At 51.8% G+C, this 25,081-nt stretch carries 29 protein-coding genes and 2 tRNA genes; 11 read left to right on the top strand and 20 right to left on the bottom strand.

Translation table 11 applies throughout. The features are described from left to right. Nucleotides 1-17: 17 nt before the first annotated feature. The 9 genes from nusA to rlmE form a co-directional block, all read right to left on the bottom strand. Entirely contained in the window at nucleotides 18-1,505 is a 1,488-nt protein-coding gene (gene nusA / locus WCC56_RS04355; protein WP_424691200.1) for a transcription termination factor NusA, read from the bottom strand. Nucleotides 1,506-1,529: 24 nt separating this feature from the next. Continuing rightward, nucleotides 1,530-1,982 (bottom strand): ribosome maturation factor RimP, encoded by a 453-nt coding sequence (gene rimP, locus WCC56_RS04350; protein ID WP_424691199.1) that lies wholly within the window; start codon nucleotides 1,980-1,982, stop codon nucleotides 1,530-1,532. 212 nt (nucleotides 1,983-2,194) lie between these two features. Further along, nucleotides 2,195-2,271 (bottom strand) — tRNA-Met (locus WCC56_RS04345). Between the two features lie 61 nt (nucleotides 2,272-2,332). Next, a tRNA-Leu gene (locus WCC56_RS04340) sits at nucleotides 2,333-2,419 on the bottom strand. A gap of 55 nt (nucleotides 2,420-2,474) precedes the next feature. After that, on the bottom strand, nucleotides 2,475-2,807 hold the full coding sequence (gene secG / locus WCC56_RS04335; protein ID WP_424691198.1) for a preprotein translocase subunit SecG: 333 nt from the start codon (nucleotides 2,805-2,807) through the stop codon (nucleotides 2,475-2,477). A 221-nt stretch (nucleotides 2,808-3,028) separates the two neighbouring features. After that, on the bottom strand, nucleotides 3,029-4,363 hold the full coding sequence (gene glmM, locus WCC56_RS04330; protein ID WP_424691197.1) for a phosphoglucosamine mutase: 1,335 nt from the start codon (nucleotides 4,361-4,363) through the stop codon (nucleotides 3,029-3,031). Between the two features lie 7 nt (nucleotides 4,364-4,370). Continuing rightward, on the bottom strand, nucleotides 4,371-5,204 hold the full coding sequence (gene folP / locus WCC56_RS04325; RefSeq protein WP_424691196.1) for a dihydropteroate synthase: 834 nt from the start codon (nucleotides 5,202-5,204) through the stop codon (nucleotides 4,371-4,373). Between the two features lie 115 nt (nucleotides 5,205-5,319). Then, nucleotides 5,320-7,254: an ATP-dependent zinc metalloprotease FtsH gene (gene ftsH, locus WCC56_RS04320; RefSeq protein ID WP_424691195.1), complete on the bottom strand. Its 1,935-nt coding sequence runs from the start codon at nucleotides 7,252-7,254 to the stop codon at nucleotides 5,320-5,322. 56 nt (nucleotides 7,255-7,310) lie between these two features. Next, nucleotides 7,311-7,940: a 23S rRNA (uridine(2552)-2'-O)-methyltransferase RlmE gene (gene rlmE / locus WCC56_RS04315; RefSeq protein WP_053145041.1), complete on the bottom strand. Its 630-nt coding sequence runs from the start codon at nucleotides 7,938-7,940 to the stop codon at nucleotides 7,311-7,313. A 128-nt stretch (nucleotides 7,941-8,068) separates the two neighbouring features. Between rlmE and yhbY the strand changes: the two genes are divergently transcribed. After that, complete coding sequence (gene yhbY / locus WCC56_RS04310; RefSeq protein WP_013204025.1) at nucleotides 8,069-8,362, top strand: ribosome assembly RNA-binding protein YhbY; 294 nt, start codon at nucleotides 8,069-8,071, stop codon at nucleotides 8,360-8,362. A 125-nt stretch (nucleotides 8,363-8,487) separates the two neighbouring features. Here yhbY and greA read toward each other — a convergent pair whose 3' ends face one another. Further along, nucleotides 8,488-8,964: a transcription elongation factor GreA gene (greA, locus tag WCC56_RS04305; RefSeq protein ID WP_013204026.1), complete on the bottom strand. Its 477-nt coding sequence runs from the start codon at nucleotides 8,962-8,964 to the stop codon at nucleotides 8,488-8,490. A gap of 248 nt (nucleotides 8,965-9,212) precedes the next feature. On the opposite strand from greA, the gene dacB reads away from it, so the two are divergent. Genes dacB through pmrB form a run of 3 tightly spaced genes read left to right on the top strand, consistent with a single transcriptional unit; the run spans nucleotide 9,213 to nucleotide 12,366 of the window. Next, nucleotides 9,213-10,646 carry a serine-type D-Ala-D-Ala carboxypeptidase gene (gene dacB, locus WCC56_RS04300; protein ID WP_424691230.1) on the top strand — a complete coding sequence of 478 codons (1,434 nt, stop codon included), beginning with the start codon at nucleotides 9,213-9,215 and terminating at the stop codon, nucleotides 10,644-10,646. 5 nt (nucleotides 10,647-10,651) lie between these two features. Continuing rightward, a complete protein-coding gene (gene pmrA, locus WCC56_RS04295) occupies nucleotides 10,652-11,314 on the top strand; it encodes a two-component system response regulator PmrA (RefSeq protein WP_424691194.1) in 663 nt (220 codons plus the stop codon). Further along, a complete protein-coding gene (gene pmrB / locus WCC56_RS04290) occupies nucleotides 11,311-12,366 on the top strand; it encodes a two-component system sensor histidine kinase PmrB (RefSeq protein WP_424691193.1) in 1,056 nt (351 codons plus the stop codon). Before pmrA ends, pmrB begins: the two co-directional genes overlap by 4 nt. Before the next feature lie 75 nt (nucleotides 12,367-12,441). Here pmrB and cgtA read toward each other — a convergent pair whose 3' ends face one another. The 3 genes from cgtA to rplU all read right to left on the bottom strand — a co-directional run bounded on the left by cgtA (nucleotide 12,442) and on the right by rplU (nucleotide 14,543). Continuing rightward, a complete protein-coding gene (cgtA, locus tag WCC56_RS04285; RefSeq protein WP_424691192.1) occupies nucleotides 12,442-13,629 on the bottom strand; it encodes an Obg family GTPase CgtA in 1,188 nt (395 codons plus the stop codon). A gap of 329 nt (nucleotides 13,630-13,958) precedes the next feature. Next, nucleotides 13,959-14,216: a 50S ribosomal protein L27 gene (gene rpmA, locus WCC56_RS04280; protein ID WP_013204035.1), complete on the bottom strand. Its 258-nt coding sequence runs from the start codon at nucleotides 14,214-14,216 to the stop codon at nucleotides 13,959-13,961. Between the two features lie 15 nt (nucleotides 14,217-14,231). Further along, on the bottom strand, nucleotides 14,232-14,543 hold the full coding sequence (gene rplU, locus WCC56_RS04275) for a 50S ribosomal protein L21 (RefSeq protein ID WP_013204036.1): 312 nt from the start codon (nucleotides 14,541-14,543) through the stop codon (nucleotides 14,232-14,234). Between the two features lie 254 nt (nucleotides 14,544-14,797). Here rplU and ispB point away from each other — a divergent pair, with 254 nt between their 5' ends. Together ispB and WCC56_RS04265 are read left to right on the top strand one after the other, a co-directional pair. After that, a complete protein-coding gene (gene ispB, locus WCC56_RS04270) occupies nucleotides 14,798-15,769 on the top strand; it encodes an octaprenyl diphosphate synthase (RefSeq protein WP_424691191.1) in 972 nt (323 codons plus the stop codon). Between the two features lie 311 nt (nucleotides 15,770-16,080). After that, nucleotides 16,081-16,338 (top strand): helix-turn-helix domain-containing protein, encoded by a 258-nt coding sequence (locus WCC56_RS04265; protein ID WP_424691190.1) that lies wholly within the window; start codon nucleotides 16,081-16,083, stop codon nucleotides 16,336-16,338. Nucleotides 16,339-16,402: 64 nt separating this feature from the next. Here the strand turns inward: WCC56_RS04265 and murA are convergent, their stop codons facing one another. The 7 genes from murA to mlaF all read right to left on the bottom strand — a co-directional run bounded on the left by murA (nucleotide 16,403) and on the right by mlaF (nucleotide 21,199). After that, nucleotides 16,403-17,665, bottom strand: coding sequence for a UDP-N-acetylglucosamine 1-carboxyvinyltransferase (murA, locus tag WCC56_RS04260; protein ID WP_424691189.1), 1,263 nt, complete (start codon nucleotides 17,663-17,665; stop codon nucleotides 16,403-16,405). A 77-nt stretch (nucleotides 17,666-17,742) separates the two neighbouring features. Next, complete coding sequence (gene ibaG, locus WCC56_RS04255; protein WP_424691188.1) at nucleotides 17,743-17,997, bottom strand: BolA family iron metabolism protein IbaG; 255 nt, start codon at nucleotides 17,995-17,997, stop codon at nucleotides 17,743-17,745. Between the two features lie 124 nt (nucleotides 17,998-18,121). After that, the gene (gene mlaB, locus WCC56_RS04250; RefSeq protein ID WP_424691187.1) at nucleotides 18,122-18,418 is read right to left on the bottom strand and encodes a lipid asymmetry maintenance protein MlaB; all 297 of its coding nucleotides are present in this window, start codon (nucleotides 18,416-18,418) and stop codon (nucleotides 18,122-18,124) included. Beyond that, entirely contained in the window at nucleotides 18,418-19,053 is a 636-nt protein-coding gene (mlaC, locus tag WCC56_RS04245) for a phospholipid-binding protein MlaC (RefSeq protein WP_424691186.1), read from the bottom strand. The genes mlaB and mlaC overlap by 1 nt, the downstream gene beginning before the upstream one ends. Before the next feature lie 11 nt (nucleotides 19,054-19,064). After that, entirely contained in the window at nucleotides 19,065-19,601 is a 537-nt protein-coding gene (gene mlaD / locus WCC56_RS04240) for an outer membrane lipid asymmetry maintenance protein MlaD (protein WP_424691185.1), read from the bottom strand. 4 nt (nucleotides 19,602-19,605) lie between these two features. After that, nucleotides 19,606-20,379: a lipid asymmetry maintenance ABC transporter permease subunit MlaE gene (gene mlaE / locus WCC56_RS04235; protein WP_424691184.1), complete on the bottom strand. Its 774-nt coding sequence runs from the start codon at nucleotides 20,377-20,379 to the stop codon at nucleotides 19,606-19,608. Between the two features lie 7 nt (nucleotides 20,380-20,386). Beyond that, the gene (mlaF, locus tag WCC56_RS04230; RefSeq protein ID WP_424691183.1) at nucleotides 20,387-21,199 is read right to left on the bottom strand and encodes a phospholipid ABC transporter ATP-binding protein MlaF; all 813 of its coding nucleotides are present in this window, start codon (nucleotides 21,197-21,199) and stop codon (nucleotides 20,387-20,389) included. Nucleotides 21,200-21,422: 223 nt separating this feature from the next. Here mlaF and WCC56_RS04225 point away from each other — a divergent pair, with 223 nt between their 5' ends. From WCC56_RS04225 to lptA, 5 genes are read left to right on the top strand one after another with little or no spacing between them, the layout of a single operon-like run. After that, nucleotides 21,423-22,403, top strand: a complete 981-nt coding sequence (locus WCC56_RS04225) for a calcium/sodium antiporter (protein WP_424691182.1) — start codon at nucleotides 21,423-21,425, stop codon at nucleotides 22,401-22,403. 15 nt (nucleotides 22,404-22,418) lie between these two features. Then, complete coding sequence (gene kdsD / locus WCC56_RS04220) at nucleotides 22,419-23,405, top strand: arabinose-5-phosphate isomerase KdsD (RefSeq protein ID WP_424691181.1); 987 nt, start codon at nucleotides 22,419-22,421, stop codon at nucleotides 23,403-23,405. A 17-nt stretch (nucleotides 23,406-23,422) separates the two neighbouring features. Continuing rightward, entirely contained in the window at nucleotides 23,423-23,989 is a 567-nt protein-coding gene (gene kdsC, locus WCC56_RS04215) for a 3-deoxy-manno-octulosonate-8-phosphatase KdsC (protein WP_424691180.1), read from the top strand. Then, the gene (lptC, locus tag WCC56_RS04210) at nucleotides 23,986-24,561 is read left to right on the top strand and encodes an LPS export ABC transporter periplasmic protein LptC (RefSeq protein ID WP_424691179.1); all 576 of its coding nucleotides are present in this window, start codon (nucleotides 23,986-23,988) and stop codon (nucleotides 24,559-24,561) included. The genes kdsC and lptC overlap by 4 nt, the downstream gene beginning before the upstream one ends. Continuing rightward, nucleotides 24,533-25,081, top strand: coding sequence for a lipopolysaccharide ABC transporter substrate-binding protein LptA (lptA, locus tag WCC56_RS04205; protein WP_424691178.1), 549 nt, complete (start codon nucleotides 24,533-24,535; stop codon nucleotides 25,079-25,081). Before lptC ends, lptA begins: the two co-directional genes overlap by 29 nt.

The raw sequence follows: 25,081 nt of genomic DNA, 5'->3' as shown, positions 1-25,081 counted from the left end.
CTTCCTGCTACAGTTTATTACGCGTCGTCGCCGAACCAGCAGATATTGCGTGCAGCCATAATCAGCTCACCAGCCCGTTCATCGTTCAGGCCTTCAATATCTGTCAGGTCGTCAACACCCTGTTCGGCAAGATCTTCCAGCGTACAGACGCCAATCGCTGCCAGCTTAAATGCCAGCTCACGATCAAGACCTTCCAGATTCAGCAAATCTTCTGCCGGCTGGTTATCGCCCAGGCTCTCTTCTTTCGCCAGCGCCAGGGTTGTTAACGCATTTTTCGCACGATCGCGCAGCGCTTCTACTGTCTCTTCATCCAGACCGTCAATTTCCAACAGCTCGTTGATCGGAACGTATGCCAGTTCTTCCAGAGAAGAGAAACCTTCTTCAACCAGAACGGTAGCAAAGTCTTCGTCAATATCGAGATGCTTGGTAAAGACGTCGATGGCAGCATGGGCTTCAGCCTGGTGCTTCGCTTGCAGATCGTCGACCGTCATCACGTTCAGCTCCCAGCCACTCAGCTGAGCTGCCAAACGTACGTTTTGACCATTACGGCCAATCGCCTGAGCCAGGTTACCGGCTTCAACAGCGATATCCATGGTGTGATTATCTTCATCCACCACGATAGAGGCAACATCCGCAGGGGCCATGGCATTGATCACGAACTGCGCAGGATTATCATCCCACAGCACGATATCAATACGCTCGCCACCCAGCTCACTGGATACTGCCTGAACACGCGCACCACGCATACCTACGCAAGCACCGACCGGGTCGATACGCTTGTCGTTGGTTTTTACCGCAATCTTGGCACGAGAACCAGGATCGCGCGCGGCAGCTTTAATCTCAATCACTTCTTCGCCAATTTCTGGCACTTCAATGCGGAACAGTTCGATCAGCATTTCCGGCTTGGAACGGCTGACAAACAGCTGAGCACCGCGAGCTTCTGGACGCACTGCGTACAGAACACCACGAATACGGTCGCCCGGACGGAAGTTTTCGCGTGGCAGCATGTCTTCACGAATGATGACGGCTTCAGCGTTGCTGCCCAGATCCAGCGAGATGTTGTCGCGGTTAACTTTCTTAACCACGCCGGTGATGATCTCACCTTCCTGCTGACGGAACTGATCGACAACCATCGCACGTTCAGCTTCGCGCACTTTCTGCACGATAACCTGTTTCGCGGTTTGGGTGGTGATACGGTCGAAGGTTACAGATTCGATCTGGTCTTCAACGTAGTCGCCCAGATTGAGCGATTCGTCTTCGTAGCGAGCCGCATCCAGCGTGATTTCACGCGTTGGCATGGTCACTTCGTCAACGATAACCCAACGACGGAACGTGTCGAAATCGCCGCTTTTACGGTCAATGCTGACACGGACTTCGATTTCCTGCTCGTATTTTTTCTTGGTCGCCGTGGCCAGTGCGCTCTCCAGCGCTTCGAAAATCTTTTCGCGCGGGAGTGATTTCTCGTTCGACACAGCCTCAACTACAGCTAAGATTTCTTTGTTCATCCTGGTATGCCTCAATCCGGACTTTTAAAAGTGGGGAACCAGGTTCGCTTTCTGAATGTTGCTCAGCGCGAACACTTCGTCGTTACCCTCAACAGCAACAGTGATCATTTCACCTTCAACAGATTTAATGATTCCCTGCCATTTGCGGCGGTTTTGAACGGCCATACGCAGCACCAGGCTCACTTCTTCGCCAATAAATTGTGCGTAATGCGCAGCGGTAAAGAGTGGGCGCTCAAGGCCTGGTGAGGAGACTTCAAGGTTGTAAGCTACGGTAATCGGGTCTTCGACATCGAATACGGAACTTACCTGGTGGCTAACATCAGCACAATCGTCAACATTGATGCCATTTTCACTATCAATATAGATGCGCAACGTCGATGTGCGACCGCGTACAAACTCGATACCGACCAGTTCGTAGCCCAGCGCCTCTACAGGTGCTGTGATCAGCTCAGTTAATTTTTGCTCTAATGTGGACAAGGCCACCCCCAAGACATAAAAAAAGGGCTTAATAGCCCAGTATGCTGTTTCCTGATAACAAAAAACCCCGATAAATCGGGGCTTTATGCGACTGGACCCTGTACGCCAAACATCTGGCGGTTCGGCACAATCCAAAAGAATTTTTTTCAAAATCTGCTGAGATGCGCCGTTCGATGCATACAGTATATTTGAAAAAGAACTCTAAGGGAAAGTGGTTGCGGGGGCCGGATTTGAACCGACGACCTTCGGGTTATGAGCCCGACGAGCTACCAGGCTGCTCCACCCCGCGTCCGAAATAACGTGGCAAATACTACGCCGATCTTGCATAAAATGCAAGCAATACTGAAGTTTGGTACCGAGGACGGGACTTGAACCCGTAAGCCCATGCGGGCACTACCACCTCAAGGTAGCGTGTCTACCAATTCCACCACCACGGCACTAAAGAGACGACTTTTTTATTTCTGTCGTGTCGAAATCACTGCTTTTTACGACTTACTGCGGGATATCGCTACCCGGGGTTGCCGGCTTAGCTGGCTGGCTCTGCTGCGACTGTGCAGGCTGAGTCAGATTTTCCCACTCGCTTCCTTTCTGAGTCTTATTGGTGTTGAGGTTACCCAGAATCAAGCTAATGATGAAGAACAGTGTTGCCAATACTGCGGTCATACGGGTCATGAAGTTGCCTGAACCGTTAGAACCAAACAGCGTTGCCGAACCGCCTGCACCAAATGACGCGCCCATGTCAGCGCCTTTACCTTGCTGAAGCATGATCAAACCTACAAGGCCGATTGCAACAATAAGGAAAACTACTAAGAGAGCTTCGTACATAATTAACCTGTTTCCTTGCGCGGTAGCCGCACATCAAAAAGCTTCAAACCAGTTAGAGAGATAGCGTTGTCACTACCCATCAGAAGCGGGTGTGAATACTAACTAAAGCCGCCTGACTGCGCAAGGGCAATTTAGCGACAGATAACTGATTGCGGAAAAAAACGGCAAATGAGCAAAAAAACTGCTGCTAAATCACTCATCTGCCGCCCTTTTTGGGCTTATCAGACCGCTTTCACCGCATCGGCAATACGGTGTGCCAGCGCCGTCACTTGCGCTTCATCTTCGCCTTCTACCATCACGCGGATCAGGGGTTCAGTCCCTGACTTACGCAGCAATACACGGCCACGGCCATGAAGCTCTTTTTCAACTTCTGCCGTGACTGTTTTAACGGTTGCATCTTCTAACGGATCGGTTGCGCCGCTAAAACGCACGTTGACGAGGATTTGTGGCAGCAACTTCATGCCGCTGCACAGATCGTGCAGAGTCATGTGGTTACGTACCATCGCAGTAAGCACCTGCAAACCTGCCACAATGCCATCGCCGGTGGTCGTTTTGTCCAGCAGGATCACATGACCGGAGTTTTCTGCCCCAATACGCCAGCCTCGTTCCTGCAGTTTTTCCAGCACGTAACGGTCACCCACTTTGGCACGGACAAAGGGGATACCCAGCTGCTTAAGCGCCAGCTCCAGCCCCATATTGCTCATCAGTGTGCCAACGACACCACCACGCAGTTGCCCCTGCCGCAAACCTTCACGGGCAATGATATACAGGATCTGATCGCCATCCACCTTGTGGCCAAGATGGTCCACCATCATGATGCGGTCGCCATCGCCATCATAGGCCAGGCCCACGTGAGCTTTCTCAGCCAGCACGCGTTCCTGAAGCTGACGGACATCTGTCGCGCCGCAGTCTTTATTGATGTTCATGCCATCCGGATTCACCCCAATGGTGATAACCGTTGCGCCGAGCTCACGCAGGACATTTGGCGCGATGTGATAGGTCGCACCGTTTGCGCAGTCCACCACAATCTTCATGCCATTCAGGCTAAGTTCGCTCGGGAAGGTTCCTTTGCAAAACTCGATATAGCGACCGGCAGCATCGACAATGCGGCTGGCACGTCCCAGTTCTGCAGATTCAACGCAAGTGATGGGTTTCTCCATCTCAGCTTCAATTGCCTCTTCCACGTCATCTGGCAGCTTGGTGCCTTCGATAGAGAAGAACTTGATGCCGTTGTCGTCGAAGGGATTGTGGGAAGCTGAGATCACGATCCCGGCTTCAGCACGGAAGGTTCTGGTCAGATAGGCAATCGCTGGGGTTGGCATTGGGCCGGTAAAAGCGGCAGACAAACCTGCGGCTGCCAGGCCAGCTTCAAGAGCCGACTCCAGCATATAGCCAGAAATGCGCGTATCTTTACCGATAATGATTTTCTTTGAGCCATTGCGTGCCAGCACTTTACCCGCTGCAAAGCCAAGCTTAAGCACGAAGTCAGGTGTAATAGGAGACTCACCCACTTTGCCGCGGATGCCATCTGTCCCAAAATACTTACGGTTGCTCATAGCGTTCTTATTCCTTCGCTGACAGTGTTGCTTCGACGACGCGCATCGCTTCGACGGTTTCTTTAACATCATGAACGCGCAGGATGTGCGCGCCTTGCATTGCGGCTATCACCGCGCAGGCCAGACTGCCTGTCAGCCGCTGCGAGGGGCCAACATTCAGCAGTTGACCAATCATACTTTTGCGGGACATGCCGACCAGCAGTGGCAGGCCGAACTGGTGAAAATCTGCCAGATGGGCCAGCAACTGATAATTGTGGGACAGATTCTTACCGAAACCGAACCCTGGGTCGAGGATCAACTGCTCTTTTTTAATCCCTGCCGCCTCGCATCTGGCGATATGGTGCACAAAAAAGGCTTCCACATCCTGCAGCAGTTGTTTGTACTTCGGCGACTGTTGCATGGTACTGGGGGCGCCCTGCATATGCATCAGGCAAACGGGAAGGCCGGTTTCAGCCGCAGCTTCCAAAGCGCCAGGCTCCTGCAGAGAACGAATATCATTGATGATATGCGCCCCGGCTTTTGCGGATTCCCGGATCACTTCAGGTTTTGAGGTATCAACTGATATCCACACTTCAAATCGTTGAGAGATTGCCTCAACCACAGGAATAACGCGCTCCAACTCCTGCTCAACGCTAACTTCGGAAGCGCCTGGACGTGTAGATTCTCCGCCAACATCAATGATGGTGGCCCCCGCGTTAATCATTTCATTGGCATGAGTCAGCGCCTGAACCAAATCGTTATGCTTGCCGCCATCAGAGAAAGAGTCCGGGGTCACATTCAGGATCCCCATCACATGAGGATGGGAAAGATCGAGGACGGTGTCTCTGGCGTAAAGCTTCATAACGGTAAGTCTCCATACGGGTTTCGCAGGTCTGTTGGACCGGGTAATGAAATTGTAGATATAAAAAACCCCGGACAGCGCCGGGGTTTGGAGTGAGCTCAGACCAGCAAGTAAATTACTTGTCGCCCAGCTGCTCTGACATGGTGTTACCAGGATTTGGCGTGCGCGGTTCATCAACCGGGCGCGGCGCCTTTGGCGTACCGTTGCTGTCAGAATTGTTGGTGCTGCCCGGATCTTCCCAGCCCTGCGGCGGACGCACTTCGCGGCGTGCCATCAGGTCATCGATCTGCGGAGCATCAATGGTTTCATACTTCATCAGGGCATCTTTCATCGAGTGAAGAATGTCCATGTTTTCATTCAGAATACGACGGGCACGTTGGTAGTTACCTTCAACCAGAGATTTTACTTCCTGGTCGATGATACGCGCGGTCTCATCAGACATGTGCTTCGCTTTGGCTACTGAACGACCGAGGAACACTTCACCCTCTTCTTCAGCATACAACAGCGGGCCCAGTTTCTCTGAGAAGCCCCATTGCGTAACCATGTTACGTGCTATTGAGGTCGCTACTTTGATGTCGTTAGAGGCACCAGTAGATACACGCTCAACACCGTAGATGATCTCTTCTGCCAGACGGCCACCGTAGAGGGTAGAAATCTGACTTTCCAGTTTCTGACGGCTGGCGCTAATCGCGTCGCCTTCAGGCAGGAAGAAGGTCACACCTAATGCACGGCCACGAGGAATGATGGTCACTTTGTGCACCGGATCATGTTCCGGCACCAGACGACCAATAATCGCATGACCAGCTTCGTGGTAGGCAGTCGACTCTTTCTGCGCTTCTGTCATCACCATGGAGCGACGTTCTGCACCCATCATGATTTTATCTTTCGCTTTTTCGAACTCAACCATCGAGACAACACGTTTATTACCACGGGCAGCAAACAGCGCAGCTTCGTTGACCAGGTTAGCCAAATCGGCACCTGAGAAGCCTGGTGTACCACGGGCAATAACAGAAGCTTCAATGTCGGTTGCCAAAGGTACGCGACGCATATGCACTTTCAGGATCTGCTCACGACCACGAACGTCTGGCAAGCCTACAACAACCTGACGGTCAAAACGGCCTGGACGCAGCAGCGCTGGGTCAAGTACGTCTGGACGGTTAGTAGCGGCGATGACGATGATGCCTTCATTACCTTCAAAACCATCCATCTCAACCAGCATCTGGTTCAGCGTTTGTTCACGTTCATCGTGACCACCGCCTAAACCAGCACCACGCTGACGACCTACTGCATCGATCTCATCAATAAAGATGATGCAAGGCGCGGCTTTCTTGGCTTGTTCAAACATGTCACGGACACGGGATGCACCCACACCAACGAACATTTCAACGAAGTCAGAACCGGAGATGGTGAAGAAAGGCACCTTAGCTTCACCGGCGATAGCTTTCGCCAGCAGCGTTTTACCGGTACCCGGAGGCCCGACCATCAGTACGCCTTTCGGAATTTTACCGCCCAGTTTCTGGAAACGGCTTGGCTCACGCAGGTATTCAACCAGCTCAGCCACTTCGTCTTTCGCTTCGTCGCAACCGGCAACATCAGCGAAGGTAGTCTTGATCTGATCTTCCGTCAGCATGCGGGCTTTGCTTTTACCAAAGGACATTGCCCCTTTGCCGCCGCCGCCCTGCATCTGGCGCATGAAGAAGATCCAGACACCAATGAGCAATAGCATTGGGAACCATGAGATGAAGATCGACGCCAACAGGCTCGGTTCTTCAGGCGGTTCGCCAACCACTTTTACATTTTTAGTCAACAGGTTATCAAGCAACTTGGGATCGTTGACAGGAATGTAAGTCGTGTATTTGTTGCTGTCTTTTTTGACAACGTTGATTTCACGCCCGTTAATACGTGCCTCGCGGACCTGATCCTGGTTCACTTCTGACAGGAAGGTTGAGTAGTCAACCCTACGGCCATTCGACTCGCTGGGCCCAAAGCTCTGGAATACAGACATCAGCACGACTGCGATGACTAACCAAAGAATTAGGTTTTTCGCCATGTCACTCAAGGGGATTAACCTCTTATTACAACTGTGTTAACAGACAGCGTAGGGTACTATAGTTTGCGCCCTGTCGCTACAATGTACACTTCACGCGAACGAGAGCGTGAAGCGTCCGGCTTACGAATTTTTACTTTCGTAAACAGGGAGCGAATTTCCCGGAGGTAATCTTCAAAGCCATCTCCCTGGAACACTTTTACTAAAAAACTGCCGCCAGGTGCCAATACATCACGACACATTTCCAGTGCAAGCTCAACTAAATACATTGCACGTGGAATATCAACTGCTGGCGTTCCTGTCATGTTGGGAGCCATATCGGACATCACAACTTGTACTTTGTTGTCACCTACTCGTTCCAGCAACGCTTTCATGACCAGTTCATCACGAAAATCGCCCTGAAGGAAATCGACACCGGCGATAGGATCCATCGGCAGGATATCACACCCTATAACACGCCCTTTTGACCCAATCTGCGTTACCACATACTGAGACCAGCCACCGGGTGCAGCACCCAGGTCGACTACGGTCATGCCAGGTTTGAACAGCTTGTCACCTTGCTGTATTTCATCGAGTTTAAACCAGGCGCGCGAACGCAGCCCTTTTTTCTGTGCCTGAAGCACATATTTATCGCTAAAGTGTTCCTGCAGCCAGCGGCTGGAACTGGCCGAACGCTTTTTACCAGTCATACAATTTCCAACTATGATTCAACGTATGCGATAAATAAACCGCGCAAATCAGCAAAGCCGATTTGGTGATACACCAGAGATGGCGGTAGAATGACCCGTTTTCAATCCCAATGTAAGTAAAAAATACGATGAATCTGAGTACCAAACAAAAACAGCACCTGAAAGGACTGGCCCATCCGCTGAAGCCCGTTGTCATGCTGGGCAACAATGGTTTGACCGAAGGGGTGCTGGCCGAGATCGAACAAGCACTGGAGCACCACGAGCTCATCAAAGTGAAAATCGCCACGGAAGATCGTGAAACGAAAGCACTGGTTGTTGAGGCTATCGTGCGCGAAACCAAAGCAGCAAACGTGCAGGTTATCGGCAAGATGCTGGTGCTGTACCGTCCAACGAAGGAACGCAAGATCTCCCTTCCTCGCTGAGGATCAGATAACAATTCTGACACTTAGACCGGAGAAGGTGACACGCTCCTGATGTTGATAAAAGGCCGCTATGCGGCCTTTTTCCTTTCTTTACAATACGCGTGATAATTTCAGCGTAGCAGAAATCAAAGATATTCTATCTTCAAAATCTCATACTCGACGTCGCCGCCGGGCGTTTTCACGATTGTCACATCATCGACTTCTTTGCCAATCAGGCCACGCGCCATTGGCGAATTCACAGAAATCAGATTTTGCTTAAAGTCAGCTTCATCATCGCCCACGATGCGATAAGTCGACTCTTCGTCAGTATCCAGGTTCAATACCTTGACGGTTGAACCGAAGATCACCCGACCGTTCGCGTTCATTTTAGTGACGTCGATAACCTGAGCATTAGACAGTTTTGCCTCAATCTCCTGGATACGACCTTCACAGAAGCCCTGCTCTTCGCGCGCTGCGTGATACTCAGCGTTTTCTTTTAAGTCACCATGCTCGCGTGCGTCTGCAATTGAGGCAATAATTCGGGGGCGTTTAATGGTTTTCAGCTCTTCCAGCTCTTCGCGCAGTTTGTCCGCGCCCCTTAACGTCATTGGAATCTGATTCATCTCAATACCTCGTAAACTCTGTCCTGTGCAAAATTTCGTCATCCTGACAGGTTGATGCAGAAAAAGCGTTCTGCGGCGCTTGCCACTGAATTACAAACGAAATAAACCAGACCCAGAGGGAAGCTCAGGGCCTGGAGGTTTTGCATTTTGATACGTATTTTAACCCAGAGTTCCTTATGGGTCATCGTTTACTTTCCACAACGATGCACCGTAGTATGTCAGCATCACCTGTCAGTAAACGCGAGATTATGCGATTTTCACGAATTGTTACCGGTTTAGCCTGCGCATTTATGCTGAATGCCCACGCTGCTTCGGTTGAAGACTACACCCAATATTTACCTGATGGCGCAAACCTGGCGCTGATTGTGCAGAAAATAGGCGCAACCACCCCCACGATTGATTACCACAGCAAGCAAATGGCCCTCCCGGCCAGTACAATGAAAGTATTGACCGCTCTGGCGGCTTTGCTTCAGCTCGGCCCGGACTACCGCTTTCATACGCAACTGGAAAGCAAAGGATCGATTACTGACGGCACCCTGCAGGGCGATCTGGTGGCCCGTTTTGGCGGCGATCCTACACTGACGCGGCAAGACCTGCGCAATATGGTCACCACCCTTAAAAAACAGGGTGTAAAGCATATCCAGGGTAATCTGGTGGTTGATACTTCAGTATTTGCCAGCCACGACGAAGCACCAGGCTGGCCGTGGAATGATTTGACCCAATGCTTTAGTGCCCCGCCGGGCGCAGCCATTGTTGACCGTAACTGCTTCTCGGTATCGCTTTACAGTGCCCCGAATCCGGGCGACAAGGCGTTTATCCGTGTTGCCTCTTATTACCCCGTCAATATGTTCAGCCAGGTTCGTACGCTGGCGAAAGGTTCGCCGGATGCTCAATACTGTGAACTGGATGTGGTACCTGGCGAGTTAAATCGCTTTACCCTGACGGGCTGCATGACTCAACGAGCCGAGCCGTTGCCTCTCGCTTTTGCCGTTCAGGATGGCGCGAGTTATGCCGGGGCCTTGCTAAAAGCTGAGCTGCAGGCTGCCGATATCGATTATTCCGGCCATTTGCTGCGCCAGACTCAAGTCACGCAGCCTGCCAAAGTACTGGCTGAAACACAGTCGGCTCCTTTACACGACCTGCTGAAAATCATGCTGAAGAAATCGGACAACATGATTGCTGACACGGTATTCCGCACTATCGGTCATGAAAGATTTGGTGTGCCCGGAACCTGGCGGGCGGGCTCAGATGCTGTGCGCCAGATATTGAAGCAGAAGGCCAATGTCGATCTTGGCAACAGCATTCAGGTGGACGGTTCTGGCCTTTCGCGGCACGATTTGATTTCCCCGGCTACGATGATGCAAGCGTTGCAATATATTGCACAAAATGATCAACAGCTGAATTTCATTTCCATGTTACCTCTCGCGGGATACGACGGAACATTACGCTATCGCGGGGGTCTTCATGAAGCCGGCGTGGACGGAAAAGTGTCAGCTAAAACCGGTTCATTGCAGGGTGTCTACAATCTGGCTGGCTTTATGACCACCGCCAGCGGGCAGCGCGTGGCATTCGTCCAGTATCTTTCTGGCTATGCCGTTCCGCCGGAAGATCAACGCCAGCGCCGTATCCCGCTGGTCCGCTTTGAGAGCCGGCTCTATAAGGATGTTTACCAAAACAACTGACAATTATGAAACTACTGATTGTTGAAGATGATGCACTGCTGTTGGGTGGACTGGTTCAGGCACTGACTGCCGAAGGTTATGCGGTGGACGCTGCCTGTAACGGTGCTGAAGCCTGTGCACTGCTCCAAAGTGGGCAGTACAGCCTGATCGTTCTGGATCTTGGGCTGCCAGACCGTGATGGCAGCCAGTTGTTGCGCCAGTGGCGCAAAGAGAGTGTCGATCTGCCGGTGCTTATTCTTACTGCCCGTGATGCGTTAGAAGATCGGGTTGATGGGCTGGATGCCGGTGCTGATGATTACCTGATTAAACCCTTTGCTCTGGCAGAATTAAAAGCCAGAGTCCGGGCTTTAATCCGCCGTTATCAGGGCCGTAGCGATAACTTGCTGCAACAAGGCGACCTCTCCCTCAACCTGTCATCCCAGCAAGTGTATATAGACAATCAGCCTGTTGAACTCACGCCGAAAGAGTTCGCGCTGCTTACCCGTTTACTCATGCGTATCAGCCAGACCGTTCACCGCGAGACGCTGCAGCAGGACCTTTACAGCTGGCAGGATGATACCGGCTCCAACACCCTTGAAGTCCATATCCATAATTTACGTCGCAAACTGGGCAAAGACCGTATCAAAACCGTGCGTGGCGTCGGTTACCGTCTGGAAGAACGCAGTTGAACAGTATGCGTCGGCGTTTATTGATTATGCTGGCTCTGATCCTGCTCTCCTGCCAGATGATGAGCGCAGCCTGGCTGTGGCATGAAAGCCGTGAACAGATCAGTTTTTTGGTCAATGAAACACTGTCTGCTCACGCACGAAATGAGCGAGTAGAGAATGAAATCCGCGAAGCGATAGCCTCGTTGCTGCTTCCTTCCGTCGTGATGGTCTGTTTCACGCTACTGCTCTCCTTCTGGGCGATAAGCTGGATTATTCGCCCTTTAAAGTCCCTGCAGACCAGTCTGTCTGAGCGCTCAGCCGATAATCTTACTCCGCTCCCCTATTTTTCTGATATGGATGAAATTGCTGCCGTTACCGGAGCCCTCAACCAGTTACTGGGCAGGCTCGATCACACATTACAGCAAGAGCGACTTTTCACGGCTGATGCCGCACATGAGCTGCGTACACCGCTGGCCGGACTGAGGCTTCACCTTGAACTGCTGGAACAACAGGGTGTTTCTCAGGGGCCGATGTTAGTCGAACGCATCGATCAGCTGATGCATGTTATTGAGCAACTTTTAATGTTGTCTCGTGCAGGGCAAGCTTTAGCGGGTGGACACTATCAGGTTGTTAGCTGGGAGAACGTCTTCCAGCCTTTGCAGCAGGAAATGACTGAGATGTTATCGCTTCGCGGGCAGACCCTGGATATCTCTGGCGATTTATCTCTCGAAGCTCAGGGAGATGCCGTGCTGCTGCGGTTGATGGTACGAAACCTGCTGGAGAATGCGTCCAGATACAGCCCTGAAGGTAGCCATATTGCCCTGTTAGCGGCAAGTGAAGACGGTGGCAGCAGCTTAACTATCAGAGATGAAGGACCCGGTATCGATCCTTCTGCCTCAGCCGATCTGACGAAAGCATTTCGCAGGATGGATCAACGTTACGGCGGAAGTGGTTTGGGCCTGAATATTGTGCTGCGAATCGCGCAGATCCATCATGGAGAATTGCGATTAACCAATCGTGACGATCGCAGTGGGCTCAATGCCACCTGTTGGCTACCCCATAACCTGAACTGATCGCGGTGGATGGGCCACATCAACGCACCTCGCAGAGATAAAAAAAGGGACACCTCGGTGTCCCTTTGTTTTGGATTAACGCTTGTAAATGATTTCGACGCCTTCGTCGTCTTCTTCATCCCAGTCGTCATCCCAGTCGTCATCTTCCACTTCAACGGCAGATTCTGCTTCAGCTTCTTCGAGTTGCTGGCGATGGTAGTCATCCCACATAAACTCGACTTTCTCAGGCTGCTTCTGTGCTTCTTCCGCTTCTTTCGGATTGGCGTTGATAAAGGACATCACGTCCCAGCACAGTGGCGTTACGCCAACGCGATTAGCAGCAGAAATCAGGTAGTATTTCTCCGTCCAGCCCAGGGCTTCAGCGATAGCTTTCGCACGGGATTCTGCTTCTTCCTGGTCCAGCAGGTCAACTTTGTTGAACACCAGCCAGCGCGGTTTGTTGAACAGCTTCTCGCTGTATTTTTCCAGCTCACCCAGGATAATGCGGGCATTCTCAATGGGATCCGATTCGTCAATGGGTGCCAGATCAATAGTATGCAGCAGAACACGGCAGCGCTCGAGGTGCTTCAGGAAGCGAATACCCAGACCCGCGCCATCAGAAGCCCCTTCGATCAAACCAGGGATATCCGCAATCACAAAGCTCTGCTCGGTGTCCATACGGACGACGCCCAGGCTTGGAACCAGCGTGGTAAACGGATAGTCAGCCACTTTTGGTTTCGCTGCAGAAACAGCACGGATAAAGGTAGATTTACCGGCATTCGGCAAGCCCAGCATGCCAACGTCGGCCAGTAACATCAATTCCAGCTGGATATCACGAATCTCACCCTTGGTCCCCATCGTTTTCTGACGAGGAGAGCGGTTTACAGAGGATTTGAAGCGAGAGTTGCCCAGGCCATGCCAGCCGCCTTTGGCAACCATCTGGATCTGACCATGAGTCATCATGTCGCCCAGCGTCTCACCCGTTCCCTGATCGATGATACGGGTGCCCACCGGGACTTTGATAATAATATCTTTGCCGCGTTTGCCGGTACAGTCACGGCTCTGGCCATTCTGGCCACGCTCTGAACGGAAAGATTTTTCGAAACGGTAGTCAATCAGGGTGTTGAGGTTTTCATCAGCCTGCATGTAGACATCGCCACCGTCACCACCGTCGCCGCCGTCCGGACCGCCTCTTGGAATATATTTTTCACGACGGAAGCTGACGCAGCCATTGCCGCCATCACCCGCAGCGACGAGTATCGTCGCTTCATCAACAAACTTCATGTTACTTCTCCGTAAATCATTCGCCCGACGCTGGCAAGGTGACGCGTGTCCGGGAGTGATCCGCCGTGGCAGGCTGTGATGCCTGATGACGGAAACTGGGTTTCTGGCGCCGCAAAAGCTGTCTTCACGTCGATTCCAGATAGGGGATCCGCCTCAAGACATCGTGCAGCTGAATATAAAGTGTACAGCAAAAACGACGTTTGCTGTGACCCCTCTGGCGTAATTACACCGGGGCAAAACGCAGAATGTAAAAAGCCCCGCAATCATAGCGGGGCTTTTAGATTCGCTGCTGAAAACAGTATCAGGTACCGCTTTCAGGCACGAAAACCTTACTCAGCAACGATGCTGATGTATTTACGGTTGTTCGGGCCTTTCACTTCGAACTGGACCTTGCCGTTTGCAGTAGCAAACAGAGTGTGGTCACGGCCGCAGCCTACGTTGGTGCCCGCATGGAATTTAGTTCCACGCTGACGAACGATGATGCTACCTGCCAGAACAGATTCGCCGCCGAAACGCTTAACGCCGAGGCGTTTTGCATTGGAGTCGCGACCATTTCGAGTGGAGCCGCCAGCTTTCTTGTGTGCCATTTGTCAGATATCCTCTTACGCGCTGATGCCAGTGATCTTCACGTCAGTAAACCACTGACGGTGACCCTGCTGCTTACGGTAATGCTTACGACGACGGAATTTTACAATCTTGATTTTGTCGCCGCGACCATGAGCAATAATTTCTGCCTTGATCAAGCCACCTGAAACTAAAGGCGCGCCAATTGACACATCTTCACCGTTGGCAATCATCAGAACCTGGTCGAATTCAATCGTTTCGCCGGTTGCGATGTCCAGCTTTTCCAGGCGAACGGTCTGACCTTCGCTTACTCGGTGTTGTTTACCACCACTTTGGAAAACCGCGTACATATATACTCCGATTTCGCGCTTGCCGTCTTAGTTTCAGGCTGCGCTATAAATATTCATAATAGGGCGCGAATTCTACGCAACTTCCAGGGTAATGACAAGTGTCTGATGCGGGGTATTGCAGAAAAAAAACGCTAAGCGAATGCAATTGTTTCGTTGCGCCGATTTTCCAGTACAATCTGTTATACATTACATGCCGCAGGCACGGGTAAAGACGCTTATCATAGCAGCATACTGAGCAATAGCTGAACAGACTGATGAACTTAGAACAGATAAACGAACTCACCGCGCAAGACATGGCGGACGTCAATGCAACTATCCTCGAACAGCTGAACTCTGAGGTCTCCCTCATTAATCAGTTGGGTTACTACATCATCAGCGGTGGAGGCAAGCGCATCCGTCCGATGATCGCTGTCCTGGCGGCGCGAGCCGTTAATTACAGCGGTAAACAACATGTTACCGTAGCAGCCCTGATCGAATTTATTCACACAGCCACGCTGCTTCACGACGATGTTGTGGATGAGTCAGACATGCGCCGCGGTAAAGCCACGGCTAATGCTGCCTTCGGTAACGCGGCCAGCGTGCTGGTAGGCGACTTCATCTACACGCGCGCTTTCCAGATGATGACCAGCCTTGGATCGCTCCGGGTTCTGGCGTTGATGTCAGAAGCGGTGAACGTCATCGCTGAAGGCGAAGTCCTGCAGTTGATGAACTGCAACGACCCGGACATCACCGAAGAAAGTTACATGCGGGTGATTTACAGCAAAACAGCCCGTTTGTTTGAAGCGGCGGCTCAATCTTCGGCAATCCTCGCTGAAGCTGCGCCAGAGCAAGAAAAAGCGCTGCAGGACTATGGCCGCTATATTGGCACCGCTTTCCAGTTAATTGATGATTTGCTGGATTACAGCGCGGACGGCAAAACGCTCGGTAAAAATGTCGGTGACGATCTGAGTGAAGGGAAACCTACTCTGCCACTGCTACATGCGATGCGTAATGGCAGCCCTGAGCAGTCGCAAATGATCCGTGAGGCAATTGAACAGGGTAACGGGCGTCATTTACTGGAACCCGTTCTGGAAACCATGCGTCAATGTGGCTCCCTGGAGTGGACGCGTCAGGCCGCAGAACATGAAGCGGATAAAGCCATTGCAGCCCTCAAAGCGCTGCCAGAATCACCGTGGCGCAGTGCCCTTGAAGCGCTGGCTCATATGTCAGTACAGCGCGAGTTTTAGTCTCTATAGCGCGGGCAACCGCGCTTTGTTTCTTCTCCCCTACTCCTTCACCTTCCGCCTTAACGCTGCCTTTAACACCTGCTGAATGCAACAAGCCAGTCTTTACGCAACTTTTGCGTGCAATCGCACAAAATTAACTCCACATCTAGAAATTATTGGAAAATAAAATCCAATTATTGCTATAAACCTATGGCGTTATACCGCTACAACGAAGAGTTAATGCAGGCACTGTATTAGCAAATGGAGTCAGGCTACCCAGGCGTCAACAAAGCAATGCCCTGCGTAATCAGGTGTACAAGGAGGAGACACAAATGGTTAAAATGAAAGAGGATTGGCACAACGCAGACATCATCGCCAGCCTGCGTAAAATCGGAACCAGCCTTGCTGGTGTTTCCAGAGAAGCCGGACTCAGCTCATCAACACTGGCAAACGCGCTGTTTCGCCCATGGCCAAAAGGTGAGTGGCTGATCGCCGATGCGTTACAAATCCATCCCGCAGAGATATGGCCAAGCCGCTATTACGATCCGATAACCAAAAAGCTTATCGACCGCAAAGGATTGATGCGGTGATAAAAAAAGGCGGTAGTTTCCTACCGCCTTTCATTGTTGGCTACAAAGTTAGCGACAAAAAAAGTTACTCTTCGCCGCTAACACGCTCGATGTTCGCACCCAACGCCTTCAACTTATCTTCGATGTGCTCATAGCCACGGTCGATATGATAAATACGGTCAACAATGGTCGTCCCTTCTGCGATACAACCTGCCAGCACCAGGCTGGCTGAAGCACGAAGGTCGGTCGCCATGACTTGCGCGCCGGAAAGCTTTTCAACGCCATGGCAAATCGCCGTGTTGCTCTCGATTTCGGCATGCGCTCCCATGCGGATCAGCTCAGGAATGTGCATAAAGCGATTTTCAAAGATGGTTTCGGTGATCACGCCGGTGCCTTCTGCGACCAGATTCAGCAAGCTGAACTGAGCTTGCATATCCGTCGGGAAGCCAGGATGAGGCGCAGTACGGAAGTTCACCGCTTTAGGGCGCTTGCCATGCATATCCAGGCTTATCCAGTCTGGGCCCGTTTGAATTTCTGCCCCAGCTTCACGCAGTTTGGCCAGCACGGCATCCAGCGTATCCGGTTGGGTGGCCCGGCAAACGACCTTGCCCCCAGAGATCGCGGCAGCAATCAGGAAAGTTCCTGTTTCGATGCGATCTGGCAGGACGCGATAAACACCGCCGCCCAAACGCTCCACCCCTTCGATGGTAATCCGGTCGCTGCCTGCGCCGGTGATCTTCGCACCTAAGGTATTCAGGAAGTTCGCCGTATCAACGATTTCCGGCTCGCGCGCGGCATTCTCGATAACCGTGGTGCCGGTAGCCAGTGTGGCTGCGCTCATGATGGTGACAGTAGCGCCAACGCTGACCTTGTCCATCACGATATGCGCGCCTTTCAGACGGCCATCAACCGAAGCTTTCACATAGCCTTCTTCAAGCTTGATCTCGGCACCCAGCTGTTCCAGACCAGTAATGTGCAGGTCAACAGGACGGGCACCAATGGCGCAACCGCCAGGCAGAGAAACCTGCCCCTGGCCAAAACGTGCCACCAGCGGACCCAGCGCCCAGATTGAGGCACGCATGGTTTTCACCAGGTCATAAGGTGCACAGTAGATATCAACATTACTGGCATCAAGATGCACTGAACCGTTACGTTCAGCCTTCACACCCAGCTGGCTTAGCAGCTTCATGGTGGTATCAATGTCCTTCAGTTTCGGGACATTCTGAATCTCTACAGGCTCTTCCGCCAGCAGAGCGGCGAACAGGATCGGCAGCGCGGCGTTTTTTGCGCCGGAAATAGTAACTTCCCCGCTTAAACGGGTCGGACCCTGCACACGAAATTTATCCATTACACCAGCTCTCTTTTAAAAAAATAAAGGTCTGTTCGCCTCACCACGATGTTGCGCGGTGACCTCAGCGAAACAGCTTAAAAACCGTTTAATTTACGGTCGCGCGCCCACTCTTCAGGGGTAAATGTTTTGATTGAGACTGCGTGGATGCGGTTGTCAGCGATGTACGCCATCAGTGGCGCATAGACAGTCTGCTGTTTTTTGACCCGGCTGAGATCGCCAAACAACTCGCCTACCGCGATAACCTGAAAATGGCTGCCATCGCCAGTAACGTGGACTTCCTGCAATGATAACGCGCCCATCAGCACGGATTGAATTTCACTAGTTTCCATGAGGCTTCTAAATTTGATTGATGATAAACAGGCACACATATTAGTGGAAAGTGCCGCTATCTTAAACAAGCAAAAAGCCCCTGACTGTGCAGGGGCCCTTTCTGTTCAGTTTCCGCCAGGAATTTTACCCGCGAGAAACAATGATCTGCTGCAAATTATACAGGGTAATCAGCGAACGAAGTTTATCGTTGATGCCCGTAAAGTGGGGCGTTTTGCCCTGTTGCAAAGCAATCTGCCGCAGGTGTACCAGCAGCGCCAGCCCAGCGGAATCAACCCGTTCCAGTGCTGAAACGTCGATTGTATCGATCTGTTTCATCACCGTCTCACGCTGTTTCCAGAGCGCTAACAGGGTTTCGCGCTCCAGTTCACCGGACAGATGTAACTGGTTTGCCTCAAGACGCCAGCTCAGTTGATCGCTCATTACTGCTGTTTATCCAACTTGATTGGCTGCTTAGCATAAGACTTTAGCTGCTCTGTCAGGCCATCAATGCCTTTCTGACGCAGCACGTCGCTCCATTCGTTTTGCTTGGTGGTAATCATGCTCACACCTTCTGCAATCATGTCATAGGCCTGCCAGTCGCCGGTACGGCTGTTCTTGCGCCACTGGAAGTCCAGACGCACAGGCGGACGACCATTGGGATCAACGATGGTAACGCGTATGGCAATGATTGTTTTATCAGCATAGGATTGCTCAGGGGCAATCTGGTAAGTCTGGCCGTTATACAACGCCAGTGCCTGACCGTAAGCCTGAGCCAGATAATCTCCAAAAGCTTTGAAATAAGCCTCGCGCTGCGCAGGCGTCGCGTCTTTGTAATAGCGGCCCAACACCAGAGCGCCAGCGTATTTGATTTGTACGTAAGGCAGCAATTCTTCACGCACCACCTGACGCAGGTAGTCAGGATTTTGTTTTATTTTCGGTTGATCAGTCTTCAGCCGGGTAAACGTTTTCCCTGCCGCTTCGTTCATCAGCTGATAGGGATTGGTTTGATCCGCAGCGGCATTGGCTGCTATCGGAGCAATAACCAGCATTGCCATCATCAGGATACGTTTAAACATGACTAGTCCTCTTAGGGTGTTGTCGTAGCAGCCGGCGCGGGTTGACCGCTAGCTTCCGGTGCCTCTTTATTGTCATTACCATTGCCGCTCTTATACAAGAACTGGCCAATCAAATCTTCCAGCACCATCGCCGATTTGGTGTCCTGAACGGTACTGCCCTCTTTCAGCATAGCGGTTCCCATTTCCGGATCGTCAAACCCAACATTCAGCGCCAGGTATTGCTCCCCTAACAGACCGGAGGTTCTTATCGCCAGTGAGCTCGTGTCAGGCAATTGATTATATTGATCTTCGATATCCATCGAAACACGCGGAGAGTAGGTTTTTGGGTCGAGTTCAATATCGGATACCCGGCCAATCACCACACCGCCCACTTTGACTGGTGAACCTGTTTTCAGGCCGCCAATGTTGTCGAATGTGGCATAGAGTTTCCAGGTTGGCGTGCTACCAAGCGATTGTAAATCCGCCACGCGCAGGCAGAGAAAAAGCGCCGCACACAGCGCCAGCAGTAAAAACACGCCTACCCAAATTTCGCTTTTTTTCGTTTGCATTGAATCAGTTCCCAAACATCAGTGCAGTCAGCACAAAATCTAAACCGAGTACAGCCAGAGAAGCATGTACCACAGTGCGAGTAGTTGCCCGGCTAATCCCTTCCGAAGTAGGGATAGCATCATAGCCATTGAACAGAGCAATCCAGGTCACCGTGAAGGCGAAGACCGCACTTTTGATCACGCAGTTAAGAATGTCAGTGCGCACATCAACAGCATTTTGCATCGCCGACCAGAAGAACCCGCTGTCGATGCCTTTCCAGCTGACGCCTACAATGGCGCCCCCCATAATACCGACAGCAACAAAAATCAGCGTCAGCAGCGGCATACTGATAAAGCCAGCCCAGAACCGCGGTGAAATTATCCGCCGCAGTGGATCGACCGCCATCATCTCCATACTGGAGAGCTGTTCCGTGGCTTTCATCAGGCCTATTTCAGCCGTTAACGCGGAACCTGCCCGTCCAGCAAAAAGGAGTGCGGTCACTACCGGGCCCAGCTCACGCAGCAGCGAAAGCGCCACCAGCATGCCAAGACTGCTGTCAGCACCGTAGGTGTTTAATACCAGATAGCCCTGTAATCCCAGTACCATGCCAATAAATAAGCCCGAGACCAAGATGATCAACAGAGACTGTACGCCAATGCTGTAAAGCTGTTTGATCAGCAGTGGCGCATGCTTACGAAAGCGGGGGATCCCCACCAGCGCATGAAAGAGCATTAATCCGGCACGACCAAAGGAAGCGCAGGTATTGATCCCCTGCCGTCCAAGCGCACGTAAAAACATCAGTTAGTTAACTCCCTGAACCGGTTAAGTCTTGCAGATAATCGCCTGCAGGAAAACGAAACGGTACCGGACCATCGGCGATACCATCAATAAACTGGCGGACACGCGCATCTTCATTCTCATTGAGGGATTTTGCCGTCCCCTGAGCAATCACCTTTTGCCCGGCAATAATATAAGCGTAGTCAGCGATGCTCAGCACTTCCGGAACGTCGTGAGAGACCACGATACAGGTCATACCCAGTGAATGGTTGAGCTCATCAATCAGTTTGACCAGCACGCCCATGGTAATCGGATCCTGACCGACAAAGGGTTCATCGAACATAATCAGGTCCGGCTCTAATGCTATGGCTCGAGCCAGCGCCGCACGGCGTGCCATGCCACCAGAAAGCTCCGACGGCTTCAGTTGCGCCGCGCCGCGTAATCCCACGGCTTCCAGTTTCATCATCACTGTACTGTGCAGCAACTGAGGGGGAAGCTGAGTGTGTTCATGCAGTGGCCAGGCGACGTTATCAAAGACGCTAAGGTCGGTGAACAACGCGCCGGACTGGAACAGCATGCTCATTTTTTTTCTGGCTTCATACAAGCGTGATCGAGACAGGCTGGGAATATTTTCGCCGTTAAACCAGATTTCGCCGCTGTCAGGGCGTATCTGGCCACCAATCAGGCGTAATAAGGTGGTTTTACCAATGCCTGAGGGGCCCATAATGGCCGTGACTTTCCCTTTTGGCACAGTCAGCGAGATGTTATCGAATACTGGCCGATCTCCACGGGCAAAGCTCACGCCCCGGACATCTACCAAATTCGTCTCCGTCTGGCTCATAGTTACCTCTCCACATTTCAGGCATTAAATTTATCTCCGATGGTAGCGTATAACCCATCAGACAGGACACTTTTACAGAAACTTACCTCGAAGACGTGGCTAAAGTTGGCATAAGTTTTACTTTTTGCTTCCAGACCGTCAAAATCAGCACAATAACGTACCCCACTTGCTTTACTCGTCGCGCAAGGCGAGCCGACGATTATACCCGATCAAAGGACATTTCATGCTCGTAGCAATAGCACTGTTAGTTATCGGTTTAGTTCTGCTGGTCTATGGTGCAGATCGTCTGGTCTTCAGTGCCGCTATTCTTAGCCGCGCGCTGGGCATTCCCCCACTGATTATTGGTATGACCGTGGTCGGGATAGGCACCTCGCTGCCTGAGCTAATTGTCTCTTTCTCCGCCGCAACTCATGGGCAGATGGATATTGCTGTTGGCACCGCTATGGGGTCGAACATCACCAATATCCTGCTCATTTTGGGAGGTGCTGCGCTGCTTCATCCTCTTACCGTCCATTCAAATCTTATCCGTCGCGAACTGCCACTGATGCTGCTGGTCACATTATTGTGCGGCGTAATGCTGTTTGATAATACCCTTAGCCGCAATGATGGCGTGGCACTGATCGCCATTGCGGCGGCTTATTTACTGTTTATTATCAAAATCGCCCGCAAAGCTGAGCGCGAGAACAACGATTCGCTGACACGAGAACAGCTGGCTGAGCTGCCAGGGGACGATGCCGGCAATACCGTCGCCTTTTTATGGCTCGCCGTAGCCCTGATTATCCTGCCGATGTCGACGAGGATGGTTATCGACAATGCCACGGTCATTGCAGACTTCTTTGGCATCAGCGAACTGATTATCGGCCTGACCGTGATCTCTGTTGGCACGAGTCTGCCTGAGCTGGCTACAGTGATAGCCGGTGCGCTGAAAGGCGAAGATGATATCGCCATTGGCAACCTGATCGGTTCTAACATCTACAATATTGTCATTGTGCTGGGCGTTCCGGCTCTGATTCATCCAGGCGATATTGATATGCACGCGTTCGCCCGAGACTATTGGGTCATGCTGGGCGTTAGCGCGTTATTTACCTTAATCTGTTTGCAGCGCAGTCGCTGTATCGGCCGGGTTGCTGGTGCGCTACTGCTCTCTGGTTTTGTTGCCTGGGTTGCCCTGCTCTACTGGCTGCCCTCGGCTACTCTCTGGTAAAAAGGAAGATAAATTATGGCACCTGGCAACCTCGAACCCGGCTTTGACTTTGAGCAGGCAGGGAAAGATGTCCTGAATATAGAACGTCAGGGCCTGGAGCAGCTTGATCAATACATCAACGACGATTTTACCCAAGCTTGTCAGCGTATTTTCCACTGCTCAGGGAAAGTCGTGGTGATGGGCATGGGCAAGTCAGGTCACATCGGCAAGAAGATGGCCGCGACCTTTGCCAGTACCGGGACACCGGCTTTCTTTGTCCATCCGGCTGAGGCCAGCCATGGCGATCTGGGGATGGTAAGTGCGGGTGATATTGTTATTGCCATCTCAAATTCCGGCGAGTCCTCTGAAATTCTGGCACTTATCCCGGTGTTAAAGCGCCTGCACGTTTCGCTGATTTGTATGACCAGCAAACCAGAGAGCGCAATGGGCCGTGCCGCTGATATTCATCTGTGTGTTAAAGTACCGCAGGAAGCCTGTCCTCTGGGCCTGGCACCGACCACCAGCACCACGGCCACGTTGGTGATGGGTGATGCGCTGGCCGTTGCGCTGTTAAAAGCACGCGGCTTTACCGTCGAAGACTTTGCCTTGTCCCACCCTGGCGGCGCACTTGGTCGTAAGCTGTTGTTAACCGTCAATGATATTATGCACACTGGCGACGAAATCCCCCATGTCAGTCGCGAGGCTTCCCTGCGGGATGCACTGCTCGAAATCACCCGAAAAAACATGGGTATGACGGTAATCTGCAACGATCTGATGAAGATCGAAGGCATTTTCACCGATGGTGACCTGCGCAGGGTGTTTGATATGGGAATTGATATCCAGACGGCCAGCATTGCCAGTGTGATGACCTCCGGCGGGATTCGGGTACGTCCAAATCTGCTGGCTGTGGACGCGCTAAACCTGATGCAAAGCAGAAATATCACCGTGGTTATGGTGGCTGACGGTGACACGCTACTGGGCGTGGTGCACATGCATGACATGCTGCGCGCTGGCGTGGTTTAACAAGGAACAAAAGACAAATGAGTACTGCTGCAGAGTGGGTTGAAACTTGCTACGGCGAGGTTAGCCTTGATGTCATGGCGCGTGCGCGTGCGGTTAAGCTGTTAATTTGTGACGTTGATGGCGTCATGTCCGATGGGGTGATCTATCAGGGCAACAGTGGCGAAGAGCTGAAAGCGTTCAACGTCCGCGACGGTTATGGCATCCGTTGCCTGCTGACATCAGACGTGGAAGTGGCCATTATTACTGGCCGGAAGGCAAAACTGCTGGAAGATCGCTGTGCCACCCTCGGGATTACGCATCTTTACCAGGGACAATCTGATAAGCTTTTGGCCTTCCGCGAACTTCTGGATACACTAGCACTTCGCCCCGAGCAGGTGGCTTATATTGGTGACGACCTGATTGACTGGCCGGTGATGGCCGAAGTAGGTCTCAGCGTTACCGTGGCTGATGCCCATCCGGTTCTGCTTCCTCGTGCAAACTACGTAACCCGTATTGCCGGTGGTCGTGGAGCGGTGCGTGAAATTTGCGATCTGATATTGATAGCACAGGATAAGTTTGATGAGGCCAAAGGGCAGTCTGTATGAGTAAAACCAGACGTTGGATCACGCTGTTACTGGCACTAGTGGCTATTGTGCTGATTGGCTGGAATCTGGCCGGTCCGGATGACAGCGCAAAACCCGTTGCGAACAGCGACCAGAATCCTACCTACACGAGCCAGAGCTCCAATACCGTGGTGTATAACCCTCAGGGTGCCCTGAACTACAAGCTTGTTTCGGATAAAGTGACCTATTTTTCCACTGAGGCCATCAGCTGGTTCGATAACCCGGTGATGACCACATACGATGAAAACAAAATTCCGACCTGGTCAATCCGGGCAGACAAAGCCAAGCTGACCAACGACCGTATGCTGTATCTTTACGGCCACGTAGAGGTCAATAGCCTGACTCAAGATGCTCAACTTGAGCGGATTAAGACCGATAATGCCATAGTAAACCTCATTACCCAGGATGTGACCTCGGATGATCAGGTAACGCTTTATGGCAGCAACTTCAACTCTACGGGGATGAAGATGCGTGGAAATTTACGGAAGAAAACAGCCGAGCTGATTGAAAAGGTCAAAACCTCTTATGAAATCCAAAATGCAAAACAACCTTAAGTTTCTGGCGCTCAGCTTATTGCTGGCTACCAGCCTGCCGGCCTTAGCGCTTACGGGCGACTCAGACAAACCGGTCAATGTTGATTCCGAAAATCAGGCCCTCGATATGCAGGGTAACGTTGCTACCTTTACCGGCAACGTGATCGTCACCCAGGGGTCGATCAAAATCACGGCTGACAAAGTCGTGGTGACTCGCCCAGGGGGTGACAGCAACAAAACTATCGTCGACGCTTACGGCAATCCGGCTACCTTCTACCAGTTGCAGGACAATGGAAAGCCGGTCAAAGGTCATGCGCAGAAGATGCATTATGAGCTGGCGAAAGACTTTGTAGAGCTGACAGATAATGCTTACCTGGAGCAGCTCGACAGTAACGTGAAGGGTGACCGGATTACCTATCTGGTGAAAGAGCAGAAAATGCAGGCTTACGGCAGCAGCGGCAAACGCGTGACTACCGTACTGGTTCCTTCCCAGTTGCAGGACAAAGGCACCCAGTCAACCGGACCAAAAAAGAGTAACTAA

Origin of the sequence: Erwinia sp. (assembly GCF_049696395.1) — a bacterium.
GTDB lineage: Bacteria > Pseudomonadota > Gammaproteobacteria > Enterobacterales > Enterobacteriaceae > Erwinia.
Note: the sequence above shows the minus strand (reverse complement) of the source record. Positions and strands in the feature narration are given on the sequence as shown.

Excerpts from the sequence above, each read along its gene's own strand:
- ispB (WP_424691191.1), top strand. The coding sequence starts at position 14,798 with ATGAACTTAGAACAGATAAACGAACTCACCGCGCAAGACATGGCGGAC.
- WCC56_RS04265 (WP_424691190.1), top strand. The coding sequence starts at position 16,081 with ATGGTTAAAATGAAAGAGGATTGGCACAACGCAGACATCATCGCCAGC.
- nusA (WP_424691200.1), bottom strand. The coding sequence starts at position 1,505 with ATGAACAAAGAAATCTTAGCTGTAGTTGAGGCTGTGTCGAACGAGAAA.
- glmM (WP_424691197.1), bottom strand. The coding sequence starts at position 4,363 with ATGAGCAACCGTAAGTATTTTGGGACAGATGGCATCCGCGGCAAAGTG.
- lptC (WP_424691179.1), top strand. The coding sequence starts at position 23,986 with ATGAGTAAAACCAGACGTTGGATCACGCTGTTACTGGCACTAGTGGCT.
- mlaB (WP_424691187.1), bottom strand. The coding sequence starts at position 18,418 with ATGAGCGATCAACTGAGCTGGCGTCTTGAGGCAAACCAGTTACATCTG.
- kdsC (WP_424691180.1), top strand. The coding sequence starts at position 23,423 with ATGAGTACTGCTGCAGAGTGGGTTGAAACTTGCTACGGCGAGGTTAGC.
- rlmE (WP_053145041.1), bottom strand. The coding sequence starts at position 7,940 with ATGACTGGTAAAAAGCGTTCGGCCAGTTCCAGCCGCTGGCTGCAGGAA.
- murA (WP_424691189.1), bottom strand. The coding sequence starts at position 17,665 with ATGGATAAATTTCGTGTGCAGGGTCCGACCCGTTTAAGCGGGGAAGTT.
- mlaC (WP_424691186.1), bottom strand. The coding sequence starts at position 19,053 with ATGTTTAAACGTATCCTGATGATGGCAATGCTGGTTATTGCTCCGATA.
- greA (WP_013204026.1), bottom strand. The coding sequence starts at position 8,964 with ATGAATCAGATTCCAATGACGTTAAGGGGCGCGGACAAACTGCGCGAA.
- rpmA (WP_013204035.1), bottom strand. The coding sequence starts at position 14,216 with ATGGCACACAAGAAAGCTGGCGGCTCCACTCGAAATGGTCGCGACTCC.
- pmrA (WP_424691194.1), top strand. The coding sequence starts at position 10,652 with ATGAAACTACTGATTGTTGAAGATGATGCACTGCTGTTGGGTGGACTG.
- rplU (WP_013204036.1), bottom strand. The coding sequence starts at position 14,543 with ATGTACGCGGTTTTCCAAAGTGGTGGTAAACAACACCGAGTAAGCGAA.
- ftsH (WP_424691195.1), bottom strand. The coding sequence starts at position 7,254 with ATGGCGAAAAACCTAATTCTTTGGTTAGTCATCGCAGTCGTGCTGATG.
- WCC56_RS04225 (WP_424691182.1), top strand. The coding sequence starts at position 21,423 with ATGCTCGTAGCAATAGCACTGTTAGTTATCGGTTTAGTTCTGCTGGTC.
- folP (WP_424691196.1), bottom strand. The coding sequence starts at position 5,204 with ATGAAGCTTTACGCCAGAGACACCGTCCTCGATCTTTCCCATCCTCAT.
- secG (WP_424691198.1), bottom strand. The coding sequence starts at position 2,807 with ATGTACGAAGCTCTCTTAGTAGTTTTCCTTATTGTTGCAATCGGCCTT.
- mlaD (WP_424691185.1), bottom strand. The coding sequence starts at position 19,601 with ATGCAAACGAAAAAAAGCGAAATTTGGGTAGGCGTGTTTTTACTGCTG.
- mlaE (WP_424691184.1), bottom strand. The coding sequence starts at position 20,379 with ATGTTTTTACGTGCGCTTGGACGGCAGGGGATCAATACCTGCGCTTCC.
- ibaG (WP_424691188.1), bottom strand. The coding sequence starts at position 17,997 with ATGGAAACTAGTGAAATTCAATCCGTGCTGATGGGCGCGTTATCATTG.
- kdsD (WP_424691181.1), top strand. The coding sequence starts at position 22,419 with ATGGCACCTGGCAACCTCGAACCCGGCTTTGACTTTGAGCAGGCAGGG.
- cgtA (WP_424691192.1), bottom strand. The coding sequence starts at position 13,629 with ATGAAGTTTGTTGATGAAGCGACGATACTCGTCGCTGCGGGTGATGGC.
- dacB (WP_424691230.1), top strand. The coding sequence starts at position 9,213 with ATGCGATTTTCACGAATTGTTACCGGTTTAGCCTGCGCATTTATGCTG.
- mlaF (WP_424691183.1), bottom strand. The coding sequence starts at position 21,199 with ATGAGCCAGACGGAGACGAATTTGGTAGATGTCCGGGGCGTGAGCTTT.
- lptA (WP_424691178.1), top strand. The coding sequence starts at position 24,533 with ATGAAATCCAAAATGCAAAACAACCTTAAGTTTCTGGCGCTCAGCTTA.
- yhbY (WP_013204025.1), top strand. The coding sequence starts at position 8,069 with ATGAATCTGAGTACCAAACAAAAACAGCACCTGAAAGGACTGGCCCAT.